Here is an 18,195-nt window from a genome sequence, read left to right as displayed (position 1 = left end):
GCTTACACGTAATAGTGAAGCGGGTACGTCCGGTAGCGGGCCGGCGCCATCTTCTCGGTTGTATGGAAGCCGGCAGGTGCCTTCAGCAGATCCGGGATGCGGTTGACGACCGTCGCGCAGGTCAGCTCAACCGTAGCGGGACGCGCAATTTTCAGCTCCGTATCCGGCTCGCCTTTGATCGTCCAGTCATTGCGGTCGACTTCGCCTTCCGCATATACTTTGCCTTTACATTCCGTCACGATGACAGGCCCTTGCTGCGTAACCGTCGTCACGATGGCCGTCATGCCCGTCGCATCGCCGGCAGGAATCGTCTTGCCCAGCGTCGTCGAATGCAGGTCCTTGTCGTGCGTCGTCGGCACCAGCTTCTGCTCGGTCGAGCGGATCGTCCAGCCGAACTGCGAACATAACCACTCGTTGGCGTTCCACATGAACGAAGGGAGAGCGTCGTTATGGGCAATCTGCTCTTCGAATTCCGCTTGTGTCAAACCTGCTCCATGGACTTGGGCTAGGGCAATGCCGTATTCCTCGACGTTATAGCTCGATCTGCCTTCAATCCGGTCGATCCGGTGAGTGGCGCCGGCCAGTGCGGTAATCAGATTGCCCCAGAAGACGTCTTGATAGCCCGATCCGGTCAATGTGCAGCCGTTCTGCTTGGCAAGCGCGTCCAGCCGGTTCGTCAGCGCCGGTGAAGTCGTCCAAGGATAGAGCGCTTCTTCACAGGTGCTGATCGCATTAATGCCGTGTTTGGCGGCCAGTTCAAACGCGTTGTACGTATCCGACATCAAGCTCGTCGTGGCGATGATGCAGACGTCGGCGTCGCATTCCTGGAACACCGCCTCGGCATCGGAGCGAACGGGCACGTTCAGCTTCATCGGCAGTCCGGCGATTTCTCCTGCGTCTTTACCGACAATTTGCGGGTTGGCATCGATAGCCCCTACAATTTCCGCGCCTTTCTCAACCAAATAGCGCAAGAAGTAGATCCCCATTTTACCGCAACCGTATTGAATGACTCTCACTTTCTCCAACATAGCGTTACCTCCTAGTTGTTCTTTTTTTCACAAAATAGGATTTGATACGTTAGGAGCTCCTCATGCCTCTAGGATAGACTCTATTGTAAGAATAGAGTCAAGCCCTGCGTATCGGAATTTGCAATCTCATAAACATCTTTCGCTGCTGCTGCGGAATGATCTGCATATCCGCGATCACTTCGCAAATATAATCGCCCGCAATTTCATAACCATTCTCCATAATATAGTCTCTCAGCTTGGCCGCATAATCCCGCTCGCTGAAGAAGTCGCTGCAGTATGTGCATGCATATTCGCCCTCCGGAATCGTCTCGATTCCTTCCGAATCGGGAAAATCGTTATCCACGAACACGAAGAGATCCGTGGATACGAACGATTGCCGCAAAAGCGCCTCTTGCCGGATCAGCGACCCGACATTGCAGAAATAAGCCATCGGCAAATGACGGACGCTTGCGTGCTTACGCAGTTCCCGGAGTATATATTCGAATACGTCCAATGTATGGCTGTAGATATCGAGCTTGCCGTTGTACACAAACATCTTCCGCTCAGCTATTCGCTGGATATCAATTTGCCCGTTTGGCTGCGCGTTCAGCACCGTGTTGTAATTTTTGATGCTAAGTTGGACCGCTTTCTTCATATGATGCAGCTGCTTCAGCTTGCTGTCGATAAGATCGGCCTGCTGCTGCAGCAAGCCGGAAACAATATCGATGTTGTCCGAATCGAGCCGTTCTTTGATCGTATCGAGGGAGATGCCCAAATACTTCATATACATGATCATATCCAAGCGGGCGCATTGGCCGATCGAGTAGTACCGGTAGCCTGAATACTCGTCAACGTATTCCGGCTTCAGCAAGCCGATCCGGTCATAATGCCGCAGCGTTTGAACGGTTGTCTGGCAAAGCTCGGCCATTCGTCCTATCGAGATGTTGTCCATAAATCGCACTACCCTTGTCCTTCCATGCATATTGCCGCCAGCAGAAAGTCGTACGTCCCGCTTCATGCCGAATAGCGAGAGGCGGCACGCGGATAAGCCTAGCCCTTCCTATCCAAGTGGAGGGGGCGTAACGATTATTGTATCCCCTCATGGGGAGTGCTGCAGTGAACAAAGTCACTGTGCTATGGAAATACGTAGACTTTGGGAGGGGAGAAATCAAACTTGAAGATTGGTTCTCATGAAGGGATAGGCTTCTGGCTTGAGCCAAGCCAGATAGACACACACAGAGGGGCCCGCATCTTGGACAACTGAACGTGTATTCAGAAATCGCGAATGCTAGGCCCCTATAATTCAACCGTTCATTTTCTTCCATACAGCTTCTGCAATTTGAATCCGAGGCTCGATACCCTCCCACCGGTTCATGCAGTGGTACAGAATCATTTCCAGATCGTTTTCTCTCTGTTCGGTGACCAAATTTCTGTAAAGAATGTTCATCAACCAATTCGTCAGGTTTCGAAGCTGATTCCGATAGCAATAGAATCGAATCACATCGAAATCAACCGTTACGGATCGGCTGAGCTGCCGCACATAAGCGGAATAGAATGCTTCGAACTCCTCCCCGATGTATCCGATCATATCGAGTTCACGCGGCGCAAGCTGAGCGGACTCCCAATCCAGCAGATAGAGCTCGTTCTCGGCATAGATCAAGTTCCCTCCCCACAAATCGCCGTGAGACAGCACCATCTCTTTCGGCTGTGCCAAAGCTGCTTCACGAAGCCGACGAATATGACTCCGCATATCGCCGATTTCGGTTTTTCTCGGGAGTACTTGTTCGATTAGCGATTGCGTGATGGGATCATCCGATGTTTCAATGCCTTCAAGATATGCCATACATTTGTCCAGATCGGGCACGAAGGAAACGTCATAGGCTTCGGTCATCAGCGTCGATTGGCCGATGTCAGGGGTGATCTGCTGAAGCCGGGCTACCGACATGCCGATGGATTCGAGAATCGTATTCGAAAAAGGATATGCCTCTGCTAATGTTTCTCCTTCAATATAATTAAATAATGCAACCGTACAATCGCTTAAGGCTACGGTGAATTCGTCGCGCAGCGTTTTGATCGGATAGGTAAGATGGCGAAAAAGCCCCTCCCGATACATACGGCTCGTTAGCGGCAAGTAGTGATTTAAGCGGAGGATGCCTCTGCGGTGACTATCGTTCGCATGGTCGAACAGCTTCAGATAGAACCGTTCCCCGGACGCCCCGTTCACCTGGTAGGAATAAGCCGAGTCCCCGATGGGGATAAAACTCAGGCTCTCTGTATGTATGCCATATGCTTGATCGAGCTTCGCCAGCAAGATCGATTCATCGATGCGATACTTTTGCTTCATTGCCCGTTCACGCCCCTTACGGCCTGTAATGGTTAAACCTATGAGAATTACACTGCCTCAATCATATAGCTCATGAATAATATTCTTATCTTGGATGGGAGAGAGGCTATGAGGTCATGCGCGCTTAAGAGCCAAATTGCTCCTTATAGATCGCGACGAGATCATTCAACATGTCTGGGCGGCGAGTCGGAATACGCGGGCAGGGATGGTAGTAGTTATTGTGTTTAGGGTGCATTTTCCCGAAAAAAGGAACCCCCGCTTGACTGATCAAGTCAAGCCAGCCTCTTTTGCTGAGCTCGAGATTGTTCCAGCTTGCCCGCCGTTCAACCCCCCAGCCGATCAGGAGCCACGGATGGCTCTGCAGCTCGCCTATAGGAATCAATGAATCCCGGATGCCGCACACGTCGGAATGAACCAAAGCTTCGAACTGATCGACGGCATGGACGGACTTTGCATTTTGAAGATTGAACAGGTTATACAGATGGAAGCGACCGGTCAGGGGAGTCTCACCTCCATAAATCGCTTCAAGAAAAAGGATCAGCTGCTCCATCGTCGGATCGGGCTTGATCGCGCCGCTCGCTTGCATGGAGGTATGCAGCGTCTCCATTAAGCCGGGATGATGGGCATGATTGAAGTCGGCCGATCCGGGGTTCAGCAGCAAGCTGGCTCCAATAGATTTCTTGGAGTCGCCCCACTGAATATATGCCGAGGTTCGAAACGTATGGCCGCCTCGTCTGGCGAATGTCCCATATGCTTGGGGATGACTCAAGATAACCCTCCTCCGTTCCTGCCCGTTCTACCCTGATCAGACCCGGGCACGGTCACGCTTAATCCAATGCCAGCTCTTCATTAACATCATGAAGGACATCGCCAATTTTCCGTTTGTTTATAACGACATCTGCCATGGAATCCAGAGGAGTTGGATCATGATTGACGATGACTAATTTTGCACCCTGTTCTTTGGCCAGGACAGGGAATGAATTAGCGGGAGAGACGACCAGCGAAGAGCCTAGGACAATAAACAAATCCGCCTTCCGGGCCTCACGGCCTGCCGCCGCCAGCACATGCGAATCCAAGGATTCGCCGAATAACACGACGGATGGGCGGATGAAGCCGCCACAGCTGCAGTATAAGCGATCGTTGAAGTAATCGTCCGTTGGATATACGGTCCCGCAAGCATTGCAATGCAGCCGGCGAATCGTTCCGTGCAGGGTAAGCACATTCACGTTGCCGGCTTGTTCGTGTAAACCGTCGGTATTTTGGGTAATGATCGATTTCAGCTGCAGCTGGTTCGCCCATGCGCTTAGAACGTCATAGCCCCGATGGGGATGGGTCGACTGCAAGGCCTGAATCCGCATCCGGTAAAATGCGACGAATTCCTTCTTGTTGTAAGCCATCGCCTCGGTGCTGGCTAACGATTGCGGATCTCGTCCCTGCCATAATCCCTTCGATGAGCGAAAATCGGGCACCCCGCTCTCCGTACTCATTCCGGCGCCGCTGAAGATCACGGTATACTTGGATTCTTTCAGCCATTGTGCGAACATGGCATTCACCTCCGTCATTGCTGTGGCTTGATTTTAACCATATGAACGATTACTGCCATCAACCGCTTGGTCACTTCGTTCTTGTCCCCATTGTGCTATGAAAGCGCCTCGGATTCAACATTCCCAACAATATCCCGCTATTCTTTTTTCATTCTGTGATAGATTTATCGTATTCATTTCGTATTACTGGATAGGTACCAATACGCAATGGAAGGAGAGGTGGACCCTTGAAAGTCACGGAAGACAGTGTTGTACAACACATAAAGAACAAGAATGAGAGAGCAATTCTCTTCATTATCGCTCAGTATGGAGGCTTGCTTACGGCGATTATTAAACGTCACTTGAACTACCAGCAGCAGGATTGCGAGGAATGCATGGACGACGTGCTTCTCGCGATATGGAATAACATTCACTGCTTCAATCCGGATAAAAACACATTCAAACAATGGATTGCGGCGATTGCCAAATATAAAGCGATCGATTACCAAAGAAGACAAATCACCCTGCAAAATAAACAGTTTACCGTTTCGGAATGGGATGACGCGATGCTGAAGGCGGAAGAACCGTCCGATCGAGGCCGTGTCGATGAGCTGTTAGAGCAGTTAACCGACAGTGAACGGGCCATTTTCGAGAAATATTATTTGGAAGGTACGCCTTCGCATGAAATTGCGCATGCATTCAATGCCAAGGAGTCATGGGTGCATAACAAGCTTTCCAGAGGCCGGAAGAAGCTGAAAAATTTTTTGCTGAACAATAATGAAGGTTAGGGAGTGAACGCGATGTCAATTTATAAAGATCTCAATCATGCAGACATGGATGTTAATCAATATGAAGAACAGGAGCTTACCAGCATCGACAAGAAGAATTGGGAACGCCGCGTGTTGAAGAAGATCAGGAAGCAGAAGCCCAGCCGTAAGAAGAAATATGCGGGAGCTGCGGCAGCCGTTATTCTGGCGGCGGGGATTTCGCTAAGCACGGGAATGGTGTCGTTCGCGAATGTGCCGTTTGTCGGCGGACTCGTTGAAGGATTCATCCTGGCGGATGAAAAGACGGATTATACCCCTTATAAGACGGAGATTGGCAGTACGGCTGAGAATAAGTTCGGGAAATGGACATTGAATGAAGTGATGGCCGATAGCGGTCAGCTGATCATCAGCTCGACGTTCGAGCCGGCGAAGGGGGTCGATTTCCATTACCGAATGCATCCAAGGCCAAATGTTCAAATGAATGGACAGGAGCTGACGGGCGGCGGGCTTCAGCAATCGATCAAGGTTAATTCATCGCAGTTTACGATTTATAATAAAATTCAGATGACGGACATGCCGATCGGAGAAACGGTCCGGTTTCACCTGGAGTTCGATAACCTGGACTCGACCATCGACTCGGAAGGCGTTCCGGTGGATACCCCATGGGTTTTCGATATCGAGGTTCCGACCGACCAGCTGGCGGCATCAAGCGAAACAGTCGTTCTGAACAAGGATGTCCCCGTTGGCAATGGACAAACCGTACATCTCGAGAAAATGATCGTGACGCCAATCTCGACGGTGCTCTACTATGACTGGCCGGAAGAAGCCAACCACATAGGGTTTAAAATCGTAAGCGAATCGGGAACGGAAGTACTGCTGGAAACCTCGACCATCTCGCCTGAAGAATCGTACAGCCGCTATGCTCCCATCGACTTGGAATCCGAGAAGTATTTCCTGGTTCCGTACGAGAGCTCCGAGAACCCTCATGCCGAGAACCCGGGTGAAGTACCGGAACAATCGATACCGGTTAATCCATTGGGGAGCGGGGTGCGTTGAAGACATAGAATGCGTTATTCGCCGAATTTCGTCCGATTTGCGGCGGTTGCGGACATCAGATTCGTTATGTGCTTCAGGTTCATTGATTTGAGGGGATTTGGGCTCAAATAAGGGATCTCAGGTCCGCAGCGAGAGTAATAATGCTCTTGAATGTTACAATAGCGGATCACAGGTCCGTTAACACACTAGTGTTACCAGGTGTTACTAGGTGTTATTTGTTGTGAAGCGAAGCGAATCGAATTCAATTGAATTGAATTGAAGCGCGGTTATATGCCAAATGAACGTTCAACGATGACAATGATGTGCTTCAATATAGGGTTAGTATAAGGTCCCGCCGATCGGCGGGACTTTTGCTATTGCGGACGAACGGCCGGCTGCGGCTTATCCGAAATCTAGGATCGGGCATGCGGTTAACCGGTTACCGTCATGCAGCGCAGCACCGGGCGCTGGGAGCTCTCGAGGTGCAATGCCGCGGCAGCGATGCCCGGTTGTGAGCCCGGCCTGCCGGCCCATAAGCCCAACCTGCCGGTTGATTAGCCGGGCTTACCGGTTCATTAGCCCAACCTGCCGGTTGATTAGCCGGGCTTACCGGTTCATTAGCCCAACCTGCCGCTTCATTAGTGGGCTTACCGGTTCATTAGTCCGACCAACCGGTTCATGGACCCTGCTTGCCGGCTCAAGGGATAGCCGTCATCTGTTTCGCCCGGTATTGGGCGGGCGTCGAACCGAAGCGCTTGGCGAATGTTTTGTAGAAGTAGCTGAGGCTGGAGAAGCCGCAATCCATGCATATATCGAGAATGCCTGCCTCGCTGTGGGCAAGCGATAGCGCGGCGTAAGACAGCCGCTGCTCGTTGATCCATTCGGTCGGCGTAATCCCGAAGTGCTTCTTCATCTCCCGGCAGACGTGTTCGACCGTGTAAGGGGCGAGCCGGTAGAAGGCAGCAGTTCCTTCTGCGAAACGCTCCCTCTTGCGCATCTCGGCAAGCAGCTCGTTCAACCAGCCCGGCACATCCGGGCCGGAGTCCTGGCGGGCAGGCACAAGAAGCTGCAAAATAGCTGTCAGCATGCTTCTTGCGAACGCGCGGGCCTCGGCTTTGTTGCCGGGGTACGCACCGCCGATCCGTTCATAGTAGCGGAGAATCGCTCTCATGTCCTCCGTTCCGAGCAGCCGGGAAGGGGGCAGCGCGGCTTCCGTCAAGCCGGCGGAATCGATTCCCTCCCCCAGGTAGGCGAAAGCGGAATGCATCATCGACACGCGAAAGTTGATGTTAAGGAGCTCGACCTCTTCATTCTCATACCGTTCATAGCTGTGAACGTCATGCGGCCGTATGAATACAAGCGTTCCTGCGCGGAGCGTTTGCCTGACGCCGTTCACCACGTGGTATACGGTCCCTTCCGTCACCAGGAAGCATTCGTAGAAGTCGTGATCGTGGGTAATCGTCCAATATTTCAATTTCCGGTGATAAAAGAACGCCGTCTCCAGCTCCGGATCGATTAAATCCTCCACCTTCAAATTCAGCATCCGCACGCCTCCTCGCGATTCATTCCATTATATCAATAGAGAGCAAATCTGTATCAACCCAAATGGAGAAAGAATGAAGCCTGTCATGATAGCTTATCAATAGAAAGGAATATTCGAATAAGGGAGAGGCTGACGCATGAAGGTGGATTTGAACTTAGATTGGCGGCTGACCTTCGAGGATTTGTCCTATGATCCTTCGAAGGCTCCGAGCATAAGAAGCAAGCAAGCGGATTGGCTGGCCGTGCCAACGCTTCCCTGCGATATTCATATGCCTCTGATCGAGCACGGGCTGATTCAGGAGCCGCTTGTCGCGGACAATTGCTTCGCGAGCGAATGGACGGAGAAGAAATCCTGGTGGTTCGCCAAGAGCTTTCGGCTGACGGCTGACATTCTGCAGCGCGAACGGATCGCGCTGCATATCGAATCGCTGGATTCCGAGGCCGATATATGGCTGAACGGCGTTCATCTCGGCCATCATCGAAGCGCCTTCTACCCGTTCACGGCAGACGTCCGGGAGCTGCTCGGCGAAGGGGATAACGATCTGCTCATCCGCGTAACGTCGGGGCTTGAGCACGTATCCGAGCAGGATATCGCCATGACGGAGGGCACGCTCGCGATGATGGAGAACGAGGCGATCCGCAAGCGGGGGGACGAGCGGCGAGCCAACATCAGAAAAGCGCAGTTCGTCTACGGATGGGATTGGGGGCCGCGCGTGGCGACATGCGGAATCGCGGGCGGCGTATGGCTCGACGCGCAGAGCGAGGTCCGCATCCGGAGCATCAGCGCGGTGACGGCAACGATAGAGCCGAGCGCCGTCGTCCGGTTTGAGGTGGAGGCGGACAACGCCCATCCTTTCCAAACCAGGGAAGCCGACTTGACGGTCGAGCTGCTGGGACCCGACAGTACGGCTGCTGCGAAGCTTTCGAAGCAAGTATGCCTTCGCTCGGGCTTTAATTATATCGAGCTTGAAGCCGTTATCCCCGACGCTGCGCTGTGGTGGCCGAACGGCATGGGAGAACAGCCGCTGTACACGGTTCGGGCGTCCATCCGCGCAAATGGCGAAACCATGGCATACCCCGAGTTCCGAATCGGCATCCGAACGCTTCATCTTAACACGGAGCTGGTCGCAGCTTCCGGGAGTAATGCTTCAGGCGAGCGGGAGCGGCAGTTCACGTTCGAGGTGAACGGCGTGCAGCTCTTCGCCAAAGGCGGCAACTGGATTCCGGCCGACTCGGTCGTCTCCCGCGTAAGCGACGAGAAATACGATACGCTCGTTCGCGAAGCCCGGGATGCGAACTTCAACATGCTGCGGATATGGGGCGGCGGCATCTATGAGCGGGACATTTTCTACGAAAAGTGCGACGAGTATGGCATTCTCATCTGGCATGATTTCATGTTTTCCTGCGGCAAATATCCCGATCATCTGCCCTGGTTCCGGGAAGAGACGGCACGCGAAATCGACTACCAGACCCGGCGGCTGCGCAACCATGCTTCGCTTGCGCTCTGGTGCGGCAACAACGAGAATCACTGGGGCTTCGACGAATGGTGGAACGCTTCGCGCCATCCAAGGTTCTACGGCGGTGCGGTAATCTATAACGAAATCGCGCCCGAGCTTATCCGCAAGAACTGCCCGCATATTCCATATTGGAACAGCTCGCCGTATGGCGGGAGGCAGCCGAACGGCAATGCTTCCGGCGACAGGCATCACTGGCATGACGGGACGATGAATCCCGATATGGAGCGGCGGATCACGCCCGAGATCTATGACGAGGTGCAGGCCAAGTTCGTCTCCGAATACGGCTACATCGGGCCGTGCCGCTACTCTAGCATCGAAACCTACTTCGGCGGCGCCGAGATCGATACGAGCAGCCGTACATGGGCGCTTCATACGAATACCTTCGAGAAAGATACCGTCTTGGCCGGCATCCGCAAGCATTACGCGGACCGGGACGATTTGACGCTGAACGAATATTTGCTGTACGCAGGGCTATGCCAAAGCCTGATGTACCAGTATTCGCTGGAATCGATCCGCAGCAAGGCGTTCTGCTCCGGCGCGCTGTTCTGGATGTACAACGATTGCTGGGGAGAGGTCGGCTGGACGATTATCGATTACTATTTGAAAAGAAAGCTGTCCTACTACGGCGTCAAGCGCGCCTTCGCCCCTCGGAAGTTGATTCTTAGGGAGCAGGCGGGCACGGTGGAGGTGACGGCCGTGAACGAGACGGATGCGCCGATCCAAGAGAGACTCGAATGCGGGTTTATGTCGTACGACGGCCGCATCCGCAGGACAGCCGTGGCGGAAGTGGCCATTCCCGCCCGTTCCCGCGGCGTCGTTCACCGTTTTGCGAAGGAAGCGGGCGGCGAAGCCGGCCTCTGCGTTGCGATTCCGCTTCTGAATCCAGGCCGGCTGCAGCCCGCCGTCCTTCGTCCCGGGGATTTCCGAACGCTGGCGCTGCCGGAAGTCCGAGTCCGGATCACGGAAAGCGAGCGCGACGGGGAGAACCTGCACGTGACCGTCTCCGCCGATACGTTCGTCCACGCCGTTCATTTCGACCTGCCGGACGATGTTCGCCTGAGCGATCATTATTTTGACCTGCTGCCGGGAGAGTCGCGGACGGTAACCATTTACGAGTGGTCCAAGGAAATGGAAGCGGGGCCGCTGGAGGTTCGTTGGGTTAGCTGCTAAAGGAATAAATGACAATTCGGGCCGTCCTTGTTCGTTGTTAGGGCGGCCTCGATAATTGCGGTACGGGGCGACTGAATGCAGATGAACCGGCCGGAGAAGGGTGAGATACACGGAGAGAGAGGATGGTATCGCATCGGCGAAAACGAAACAGGCGTGTACCGGAAGATGGACGTGAACAGATGGATAGCCGGTTCTACTTCATGAACAAGCGAACGATGTACGCAATGAGCGACAGAACGACGCTGATCACGATACAGGTGACAACCGGGAAGTAAAACTTGAAATTCCCTTTTTCGACGGCAATATCACCAGGCAGCCTGCCCAGATTAATGAACCGGCCGACGAACATCCAGATCAGACCCACGATAATCAGCACGACCCCGGCGCCCACAAGAAACTTTGGAACGTTATTCATATCCATACTCCCTTCGATTACATGGATGCATTATTTGCTAATAGCCGGGCTTCCATAAGTGATGCTGAACCAAAGATGCACGTAAGTGGCGGAGAATTCGACTGGAGACATGCCTTTGAAATGCTGAAAGCCGGGAAGGCGACGGCTAGCGGAATAAGGATCATTCCATTCTTGCTCATCATCTTCCTTCGCTAGCGGAGCTGCCTTGTTCCCGATTACGGTACTGCCCGGGCGTCATGCCGGTCTCGCGTTTAAACATGCAGTAGAAGTGATTGGCATCCTCCAGGCCGATCTCACTCCTGATTTCTTTCACGGTAAGCTTCGATTCCGCCAGCAGTTGCATGCTCTTCTGCAGCCGGCAGTCCTGCATATAGCTCTTGAAGGACGTCCCGAAGTGATGTTGAAACATTCTGGACAGATGGCGCTCGCTCCGATCGAGCTTTCGCGCGACCTCTTTCAAGGTTACGACGGCCAGCGGCATGGCTTGGATGGCTGCGAGGATTTGCGCTTTAACCGGGTGCGCCTCCTCCTTCGGCGGCCAATCGGAATGCTGTCCGATCCCTCTGCCGGCCGCAATGCACAGCAAGGCCAACAGATCGGTCACTCGCGATGTCAGACGGGTCCGGAATAGAGGGGGTTTCTGCTGAACGAGCGATTTCATGCGTTCGGACAGCAGGCGGAATTCGGCTTGCGTGTCGGCGATTTTGAGCCAGGGAGGCCTTCCTTGTTCAGCGGAGCCCGGCTTGCCCAGCATCCAGAAGATCAGCTCCTTCACTTCCTCGTCCATCACGATCCGGGTCAGATCATCCAGCCACTCCGCCCGAAAGATGACGTTTCTGACGAGCAGGGAGGCCGCGGAATCGGCCTTCGCAGCCGGACGAAAGACATGCGTCGTTCCAACGGGGATCAGATAGATATCCCCTGCCTTCGCGGTGACGGCGGTTCCGTTGATATACTGCGTCCCATTGCCGCCCAGCACGCAGATGATTTCCGGAAAATCATGCGTATGCTCCAGCAGCCAGTGATGCTCGTAGACATCCATGATGGTCAGAAAGGCGTCTTGCTTCAATACTTCGTTCGTCGGATAGTGCTTCGTCGTTCGTTTGGGAGGCATCGTTGCATCTCCTGTCGATCTGTCATCTGAACCTGATAGATGTCCTGTTTCCCCGTTAAAATTGCAGTTAGGTCCATTATACAATGATGGTGAGCTGCAATGTAATCTATTGCATCGGATCACTCGACTGATAGGGAGGGGAAATGTATGAGCAAGTATGATGTAGCTGCATTCATCTGGCCATCGTATACGGGAGACGAGCCCAGAACGAGGATGTTCTGGCCGGAAGGAATTGGGGAGTGGCAATCCGTTAAAAACGCGGTGAAGAAGTTTCCCGAGCATAATTGGCCGCGCAAGCCGCTGTGGGGGTATGTCAATGAAGCCGACCCCTATGTGATGGAGATGCAAATCAATGCGGCGGCCGACAATGGCGTCAACGTCTTTATTTACGATTGGTATTGGTATGACAAGCGGCCGTTCCTGGAGCAGTGCCTGAATAACGGATACCTGCAAGCGAAGAACAACGACCGGGTGAAATTCTACCTCATGTGGGCCAATCACAACGTCATGAATGTGTGGGATATCCGGATTTCCCATGACGAAGAAAATATGATTTGGGACGCTGCGGTGGATAGAGCGGAATTCGAGAAGATCGCCGACCGGCTGATCGAGAAGTATTTTAAGCATCCGTCCTACTACACGCTGGACGGCAAGCCGGTCTTTATGATTTACGATCTCGCCAATCTGATGAAGGGCTTGGGCGGCGCGGATGCAACCAAAGAAGCGTTCGAGTGGTTTCGCGAGCGCTGCGTTCAGGCGGGATTGCCGGGGCTTCATCTGCAGTTGACGATGTGGAGCGAGCAAAATTTCAATCTCAGCGGCGTCGACGGGGAGCGGACCGCCACGACCAGCGAGATCGTGAAATTTCTTGGGTTCGACAGTATGTCCCACTATCAATTCGTTCACTTCGTCAATATCGACCGGGATTACAATGAAATTATGGAGGATGTCGTCAAGGAATGGGAGCGGATCGACCAAGCCTATGACATTCCCTATTATCCGCACATCTCCCTCGGCTGGGACAACAATCCGAGGTTTCAGGGATTCCGTCCGGGCATCGTGAAGAACAACACGCCGGAGAATGTGCAGAAAGCGTTCCAGAAGGCGAAAGATTATGCCGATTCGCATCCTGAACGGCATCCGCTCGTCGTCATCAACAGCTGGAACGAATGGACGGAAACCAGCTACCTGCAGCCGGATGATCTATATGGATACGGTTATCTGAATGCCGTCAAACAAGTGTTTCTTTCGGAAGATTAACGGAACGGCAAAAGCGTCGGCCCGCCAGAATATTGGCGGGCTGACGCTTTTTTGCTTTGTGCCGATGCGCAAGTGGACGAGTCGATTGCCTCTGTCCGCCCAGGCACGGTTCAAAGGCTGCGGCAGCAAGTTGCAAGGTGCAGTTCGTTGAACGGCTGAGCGTTATGGACATAGGATTCGCTATTCACCGATTTTTGACCGGTTTGCAGCGGCTTGAGGACATCAGGTCCGCTAATTGTATTAAGCCCTGCCGTTTGGACCGCATTTTTGCTCCCATAAGGGCTTTCATGTCCGCTAGCACTCGTCAGAATCCAACGCGGATAAACTAACGGAATGAATGTCCGTTAGTTTATCCGCGTTGCGCGGCGAGCGACGATTGGACCCCATTAGATTGATATGAGCCTCAAAAGGCAGCTTAATTGCAGCACTCACCCAATATAAACGACGGCGCCTTCGCGCTCGTAGGCTAGGGGCAGCCGGGTTATGAGCATATCGATCCGGCTCAGCATCTGCTCCATCTCCTCGCCGCCGCGGCCGGCGGCCCACTGCTTCAGACGGTTCAGCTCGCCGAGCACGTCCGGGAGATCCTCCTCCGAGATGTCGATGCCGGTCGAGAAGATCGGAACCCACTGCAGGTTCAGCTCTTCCGCGGCGGGCATCCAGTAGGCATTGAAGAACGCTTCGGAGGCTACCGGCACGTTGAAGCCGAGCTCTTCCTCATTTTCGGGATGGGGTATAAAAGCACTTACTGACATCTATGGCTTCCCTCCAAACGTAGCATTGAATGTGTAATCCGGAAATTCTGTGCGCAGCTGATTCATGCTGTTCTCGACCGCCGTTCTAAGCGCCGGGGTATCGCCGTCCAGCCGGAAGACGAAATCGCGTATGGTGCGGATCTCATCCAGTGTCGGCACCTCCGGCGTACCGGTTGCTTTCGGCCGGGTCGTAGCGGCATTGTTCATCAGATTGTGAATACGCGTCCGCGTCTTGCCGAGAATCTGCTTGTCGGCGAACTCCTGCGGCGTCTGAGCGGGCAGTCCGGTCTTCGGGTTGACGCGATGCAGTCCTTCCGCGGATTTGTCCTCGTAAAAAATCTTCTTTTCCATATCAACCTGGTCAAACTCGCCGATCGGGCTGTTCTTGCTGTCTACAATTTCAACCTCGCGGTAATCCGAGCGGTCGAAGGCGGTTGTGCCGTCATCGCGGTCACCGTCCGGTTTTTCATCCGGCTTGTCGTCATCCGGTTTATCATGATCCGGTTTGTCTCCGCCCGGCTTCTCATTGGGCTTCTCGTTCGGTTTATCATCGGGCTTCTCCGGCCCGTCCGGCGTCCGGTCCGGGCCCGGGACATCCGGCTTGGGCTTGACGGGGACGGGCACCTCCGGTTTCCCGGGCTTGCGGAAGCCGATCCGGTCAAGCAGCTTGCGCCAATACCCGGCCCCCTTCTTTCCCGCCCAGGCGAAGGCCCGGCCGAACGGGATCCGGCTGATCGCGATGCCGACAAGCACGGCGGCGGCGTTCTCCGGCGTCAGCAGCTTCTTGGGATCGCGTATATAACCGGCGATTTCGTGGCCGCTGCCGGCGACGCCCCATACGGTCATCGCAATGCCGAGCGCAGGCCAGAATCCGACGAATAGTAACGATAACGCCAGCGCGCCGAGCACAATCGCCCCCTGTTCATACCATTCCAGGCGATCCCACCAATTCTGCAAACTATCGAAGAGGCAGGCAAAGCAGGCCGAATCCTGGCCGCCTGCCGCATAGACACTCATGCCCGCGAACAAACCGGCTGTCAGCAGCAGCAGAGCCAGACCGGCCACAATCCGGTAGAACGCCTGCATCCGTTCCCGGACCGGATCTCCTCTTCCTGCGGCTTCGCTGTTGCCGTAGAGCAGAATGAACCCGAGCTCCCGGCGTTCCCGGTAGAAGCCGAGCCAATGGACGAAGCGGCCGCGGTCCCGGAAGAGAGCCGCCGTCATATTCCACAGCTCGGAGAACGGGTTGAGCGGCAGCTCGCCCGGCAAAGACGGCAGCTTCCGCCGGATTTTATTGAGTGCCCAATAATCCGCCGAGACCGCCGCCGCCAGCATAAGAAGGAAGGCCGAGCGCGTCCGGTAGCCGCTTCCCGTCCATTCGTGAATCGTCAGAATCCACTCCGGCAGCCGGTTCTGGCCGTTGTAGGCGGCATGGTCGAGAATTCCCCAGGCGAGAAAGATCATCGGGAATAGGTAGACCGCCATGCTTAGCTTTGGCCGCAGCCGGTGAGCGATTCCGATCGCGAGCGCGATCATGGCGGTGATGACGGGGTGGCCGACGGTCATCATCGAAGGCAGGATGCTTTCCTCGAACCGCCCCGGGAACAGGGAGAAGAAATCCCAATGGATCGTCTCGCCGCCGAAGATGGTGAAGCTGTAGCCGAACTTATCCGAGAAGCCCCCGGAATTAACCCACCGCCGCGACAATTCCTCCATCAATTGAAAGCCGACGCCGGTGGCGCCGCCGATCAACGCGTAATCGCCGAGGCTGAGCGCGGATGCCCGTCTGGAGAAGAGAAGGAACGCCCCGAGCGGGAGCAGCTTCCACAGCTCCTCGAAGATCGGCGTCATGACGGCAACCGACCACGTGTCGTTCGTCCTCCCGCCGAATATCGCATGCAGGCCATTCATCGTCAGCGCGGTGAATGGCACGACGAACAGAACGCCCGACAGGACGAACAGCGCCACGGGCTTCCAGGGCAGCGTCTTGCTCCGGCATAACACCCAGAACTGAATCAAAACGTAGAAGGACCATAAATATTGCACGAGCATCTTACGGGAGTCTGGGACAACGAATAGACTGACGATAAAGACAATCAGCGAAATCCATGAAAAAATCGTGTACGTCGTTCGGATGAACGGATATTTCTTAATCAGGACCAGGATGAACCGGTATGCCGCCTCCAGCATATCACGAATTCCGCTGCGAAGCTGCCAGATCGTACTCGTGACGGACGCCTCCTCTCGCTGATCAGACCCGCGGAACAAGAGACGAAAGGTTTACCTCCCTGCGGCACCTGCCGAGTTCCTTATTTTCCCGGATCAAATAATAATGGTTAACCAGAATTCCCCTATGAAACTACTTCGTTGGGTTATATGGTTACGGTTATTAATATTCAGGATAAGCTTCAATACACCTGATAGGTTATATCTTTATAAGCCGCTCCCTTCGATTATGCATGTTTCTGCACCTTCTTGGCCCCTCCTCGCCATCTGAGGCATGCGTGGCGGGCATGCGGCGTTCATATTCGTGCAATCCGAATCCCAGTTAATAGTTAGGATCGAATAGGAGCTTACCATTTGTAAAAGGCTGCCGAAGTCGAAGCCATTCATCCGGCGTGACGGAAAGTAACATGCAGCCGGGCTCATTCTATTGTAAGATGCGATCCAAATTTTGGATAGCGGGCCGATAGGAGGAATTGGAAGCGGCAAGCCGGGAGGCATGACCCAGGGTGGGTGTCCCGCCTCGTTGCTTGTTCATGGCATATGCCGGCCTCCCGTGCAGCCCTTACTCACGAGCCGTACGAAGCCGATCCGGCGTTAACCGACCTTTAACGCCGATTAGAATCGAATAGGAGAAGACCCTAATTGTTGGAATGGAAGGCAGCAGGTAGAATAGGATATGCAATCATGAAAGCGTTTTTACGAATAGGAGGCTATATCGTGATTAAAGCATTGATTGTCGATGACGAATACTTGGTGCGGCTGGGACTGCGGAAGACGATTGCGTGGGAACGGCTCGGAATCGAGATCGTCGGGGAGGCGGAGGACGGGCAGACCGGGCTGGAGGAGGCGCTGAAACACCGTCCGGAGATCATTATTACCGATATTAAGATGCCGTTCCTAGACGGCATCGAGATGATGAAGCAGGTGAAGGACAGCAGGCTGGATGTCAGCTTCATCGTGCTGAGCGGCTACGGCGATTTCGAATATGCGAAGGGAGCGATCCGATACGGCGCGGCGGAATATTTGCTGAAGCCGGTCGAGAACGACAAGCTGGAAGAAGTGCTGGAGCGCGTCGTGGGCCGGATCGCGGGGGAGAGGACGGTTGCACGGCTGGGGAAGGAGAAGGTTTACGCCAATCTCGTCGCGGTCTTGAAGACTGTCCGGATGCGCAAGACGAAGTCCGCTTCCCCGCTGATCGATCAGGCGGTGGCTTACATACACGGGCATTACGCCGAGGAGCTGTCGATTGCGGCCATCGCGGAGCAGCTGCATATCAGCCCCTCTTACTTGATGCATCTCTTCAAGGAAGACATGCACTGCACGGTTGTCGATTACGTCACGGAATACCGGATCGGGCAGGCGAAGCGGTTTCTGAAGGAACGGACCTATAAAATCTATGAAGTCAGCGCAATGGTCGGCTATCAGGATCATCGCTATTTCGGGCAGCTGTTCAAGAAAGCTACCGGATTGACGCCCCGCGAATTTGTGAAAAGCACGCTATATGAATAAAGGAGCGCAGC

The 18,195-nt window shown here is 54.1% G+C and carries 15 protein-coding genes; 5 read left to right on the top strand and 10 right to left on the bottom strand.

What is annotated here, in order from left to right; all coding sequences use genetic code 11:
- Window positions 1–2: 2 nt before the first annotated feature.
- The 5 genes from L1F29_RS30980 to L1F29_RS30960 form a co-directional block, all read right to left on the bottom strand.
- Entirely contained in the window at window positions 3–1,028 is a 1,026-nt protein-coding gene (locus L1F29_RS30980; RefSeq protein ID WP_258385850.1) for an NAD(P)H-dependent amine dehydrogenase family protein, read from the bottom strand.
- Window positions 1,029–1,125: 97 nt separating this feature from the next.
- Window positions 1,126–1,959, bottom strand: coding sequence for a MerR family transcriptional regulator (locus tag L1F29_RS30975; protein WP_258385849.1), 834 nt, complete (start codon window positions 1,957–1,959; stop codon window positions 1,126–1,128).
- 351 nt (window positions 1,960–2,310) lie between these two features.
- Complete coding sequence (locus L1F29_RS30970; protein ID WP_258385848.1) at window positions 2,311–3,351, bottom strand: phosphotransferase; 1,041 nt, start codon at window positions 3,349–3,351, stop codon at window positions 2,311–2,313.
- Between the two features lie 124 nt (window positions 3,352–3,475).
- Window positions 3,476–4,120, bottom strand: coding sequence for a hypothetical protein (locus L1F29_RS30965; protein WP_258385847.1), 645 nt, complete (start codon window positions 4,118–4,120; stop codon window positions 3,476–3,478).
- A gap of 58 nt (window positions 4,121–4,178) precedes the next feature.
- Window positions 4,179–4,895, bottom strand: coding sequence for an NAD-dependent deacylase (locus L1F29_RS30960; protein WP_258385846.1), 717 nt, complete (start codon window positions 4,893–4,895; stop codon window positions 4,179–4,181).
- A 227-nt stretch (window positions 4,896–5,122) separates the two neighbouring features.
- Between L1F29_RS30960 and L1F29_RS30955 the strand changes: the two genes are divergently transcribed.
- Both L1F29_RS30955 and L1F29_RS30950 read left to right on the top strand, forming a co-directional pair.
- Window positions 5,123–5,662 carry a sigma-70 family RNA polymerase sigma factor gene (locus tag L1F29_RS30955; protein ID WP_258385845.1) on the top strand — a complete coding sequence of 180 codons (540 nt, stop codon included), beginning with the start codon at window positions 5,123–5,125 and terminating at the stop codon, window positions 5,660–5,662.
- A 12-nt stretch (window positions 5,663–5,674) separates the two neighbouring features.
- Entirely contained in the window at window positions 5,675–6,697 is a 1,023-nt protein-coding gene (locus tag L1F29_RS30950) for a DUF4179 domain-containing protein (protein ID WP_258385844.1), read from the top strand.
- A gap of 676 nt (window positions 6,698–7,373) precedes the next feature.
- Here L1F29_RS30950 and L1F29_RS30945 read toward each other — a convergent pair.
- Window positions 7,374–8,219 carry a helix-turn-helix domain-containing protein gene (locus L1F29_RS30945; protein WP_258385843.1) on the bottom strand — a complete coding sequence of 282 codons (846 nt, stop codon included), beginning with the start codon at window positions 8,217–8,219 and terminating at the stop codon, window positions 7,374–7,376.
- Window positions 8,220–8,355: 136 nt separating this feature from the next.
- On the opposite strand from L1F29_RS30945, the gene L1F29_RS30940 reads away from it, so the two are divergent.
- Entirely contained in the window at window positions 8,356–10,905 is a 2,550-nt protein-coding gene (locus tag L1F29_RS30940) for a beta-mannosidase (RefSeq protein ID WP_258385842.1), read from the top strand.
- A gap of 193 nt (window positions 10,906–11,098) precedes the next feature.
- Here L1F29_RS30940 and L1F29_RS30935 read toward each other — a convergent pair whose 3' ends face one another.
- Window positions 11,099–11,320, bottom strand: a complete 222-nt coding sequence (locus L1F29_RS30935) for a DUF2905 domain-containing protein (RefSeq protein ID WP_258385841.1) — start codon at window positions 11,318–11,320, stop codon at window positions 11,099–11,101.
- 178 nt (window positions 11,321–11,498) lie between these two features.
- Complete coding sequence (locus tag L1F29_RS30930; protein ID WP_258385840.1) at window positions 11,499–12,434, bottom strand: helix-turn-helix domain-containing protein; 936 nt, start codon at window positions 12,432–12,434, stop codon at window positions 11,499–11,501.
- Between the two features lie 147 nt (window positions 12,435–12,581).
- Here L1F29_RS30930 and L1F29_RS30925 point away from each other — a divergent pair, with 147 nt between their 5' ends.
- Window positions 12,582–13,694 carry a glycosyltransferase WbsX family protein gene (locus L1F29_RS30925; RefSeq protein ID WP_258385839.1) on the top strand — a complete coding sequence of 371 codons (1,113 nt, stop codon included), beginning with the start codon at window positions 12,582–12,584 and terminating at the stop codon, window positions 13,692–13,694.
- A gap of 428 nt (window positions 13,695–14,122) precedes the next feature.
- Here L1F29_RS30925 and L1F29_RS30920 read toward each other — a convergent pair whose 3' ends face one another.
- Window positions 14,123–14,449, bottom strand: a complete 327-nt coding sequence (locus tag L1F29_RS30920; RefSeq protein WP_258385838.1) for a hypothetical protein — start codon at window positions 14,447–14,449, stop codon at window positions 14,123–14,125.
- Window positions 14,450–16,717 (bottom strand): PrsW family glutamic-type intramembrane protease, encoded by a 2,268-nt coding sequence (locus L1F29_RS30915; protein ID WP_258385837.1) that lies wholly within the window; start codon window positions 16,715–16,717, stop codon window positions 14,450–14,452.
- Between the two features lie 675 nt (window positions 16,718–17,392).
- Here L1F29_RS30915 and L1F29_RS30910 point away from each other — a divergent pair.
- A complete protein-coding gene (locus tag L1F29_RS30910; protein ID WP_258385836.1) occupies window positions 17,393–18,184 on the top strand; it encodes a response regulator transcription factor in 792 nt (263 codons plus the stop codon).
- Window positions 18,185–18,195: the final 11 nt, after the last annotated feature.

The sequence above is a fragment of the Paenibacillus spongiae genome (genome assembly GCF_024734895.1).
GTDB classification, from domain to species: domain Bacteria; phylum Bacillota; class Bacilli; order Paenibacillales; family Paenibacillaceae; genus Paenibacillus_Z; species Paenibacillus_Z spongiae.
This window is presented reverse-complemented; position numbering and strand designations above follow the sequence as displayed.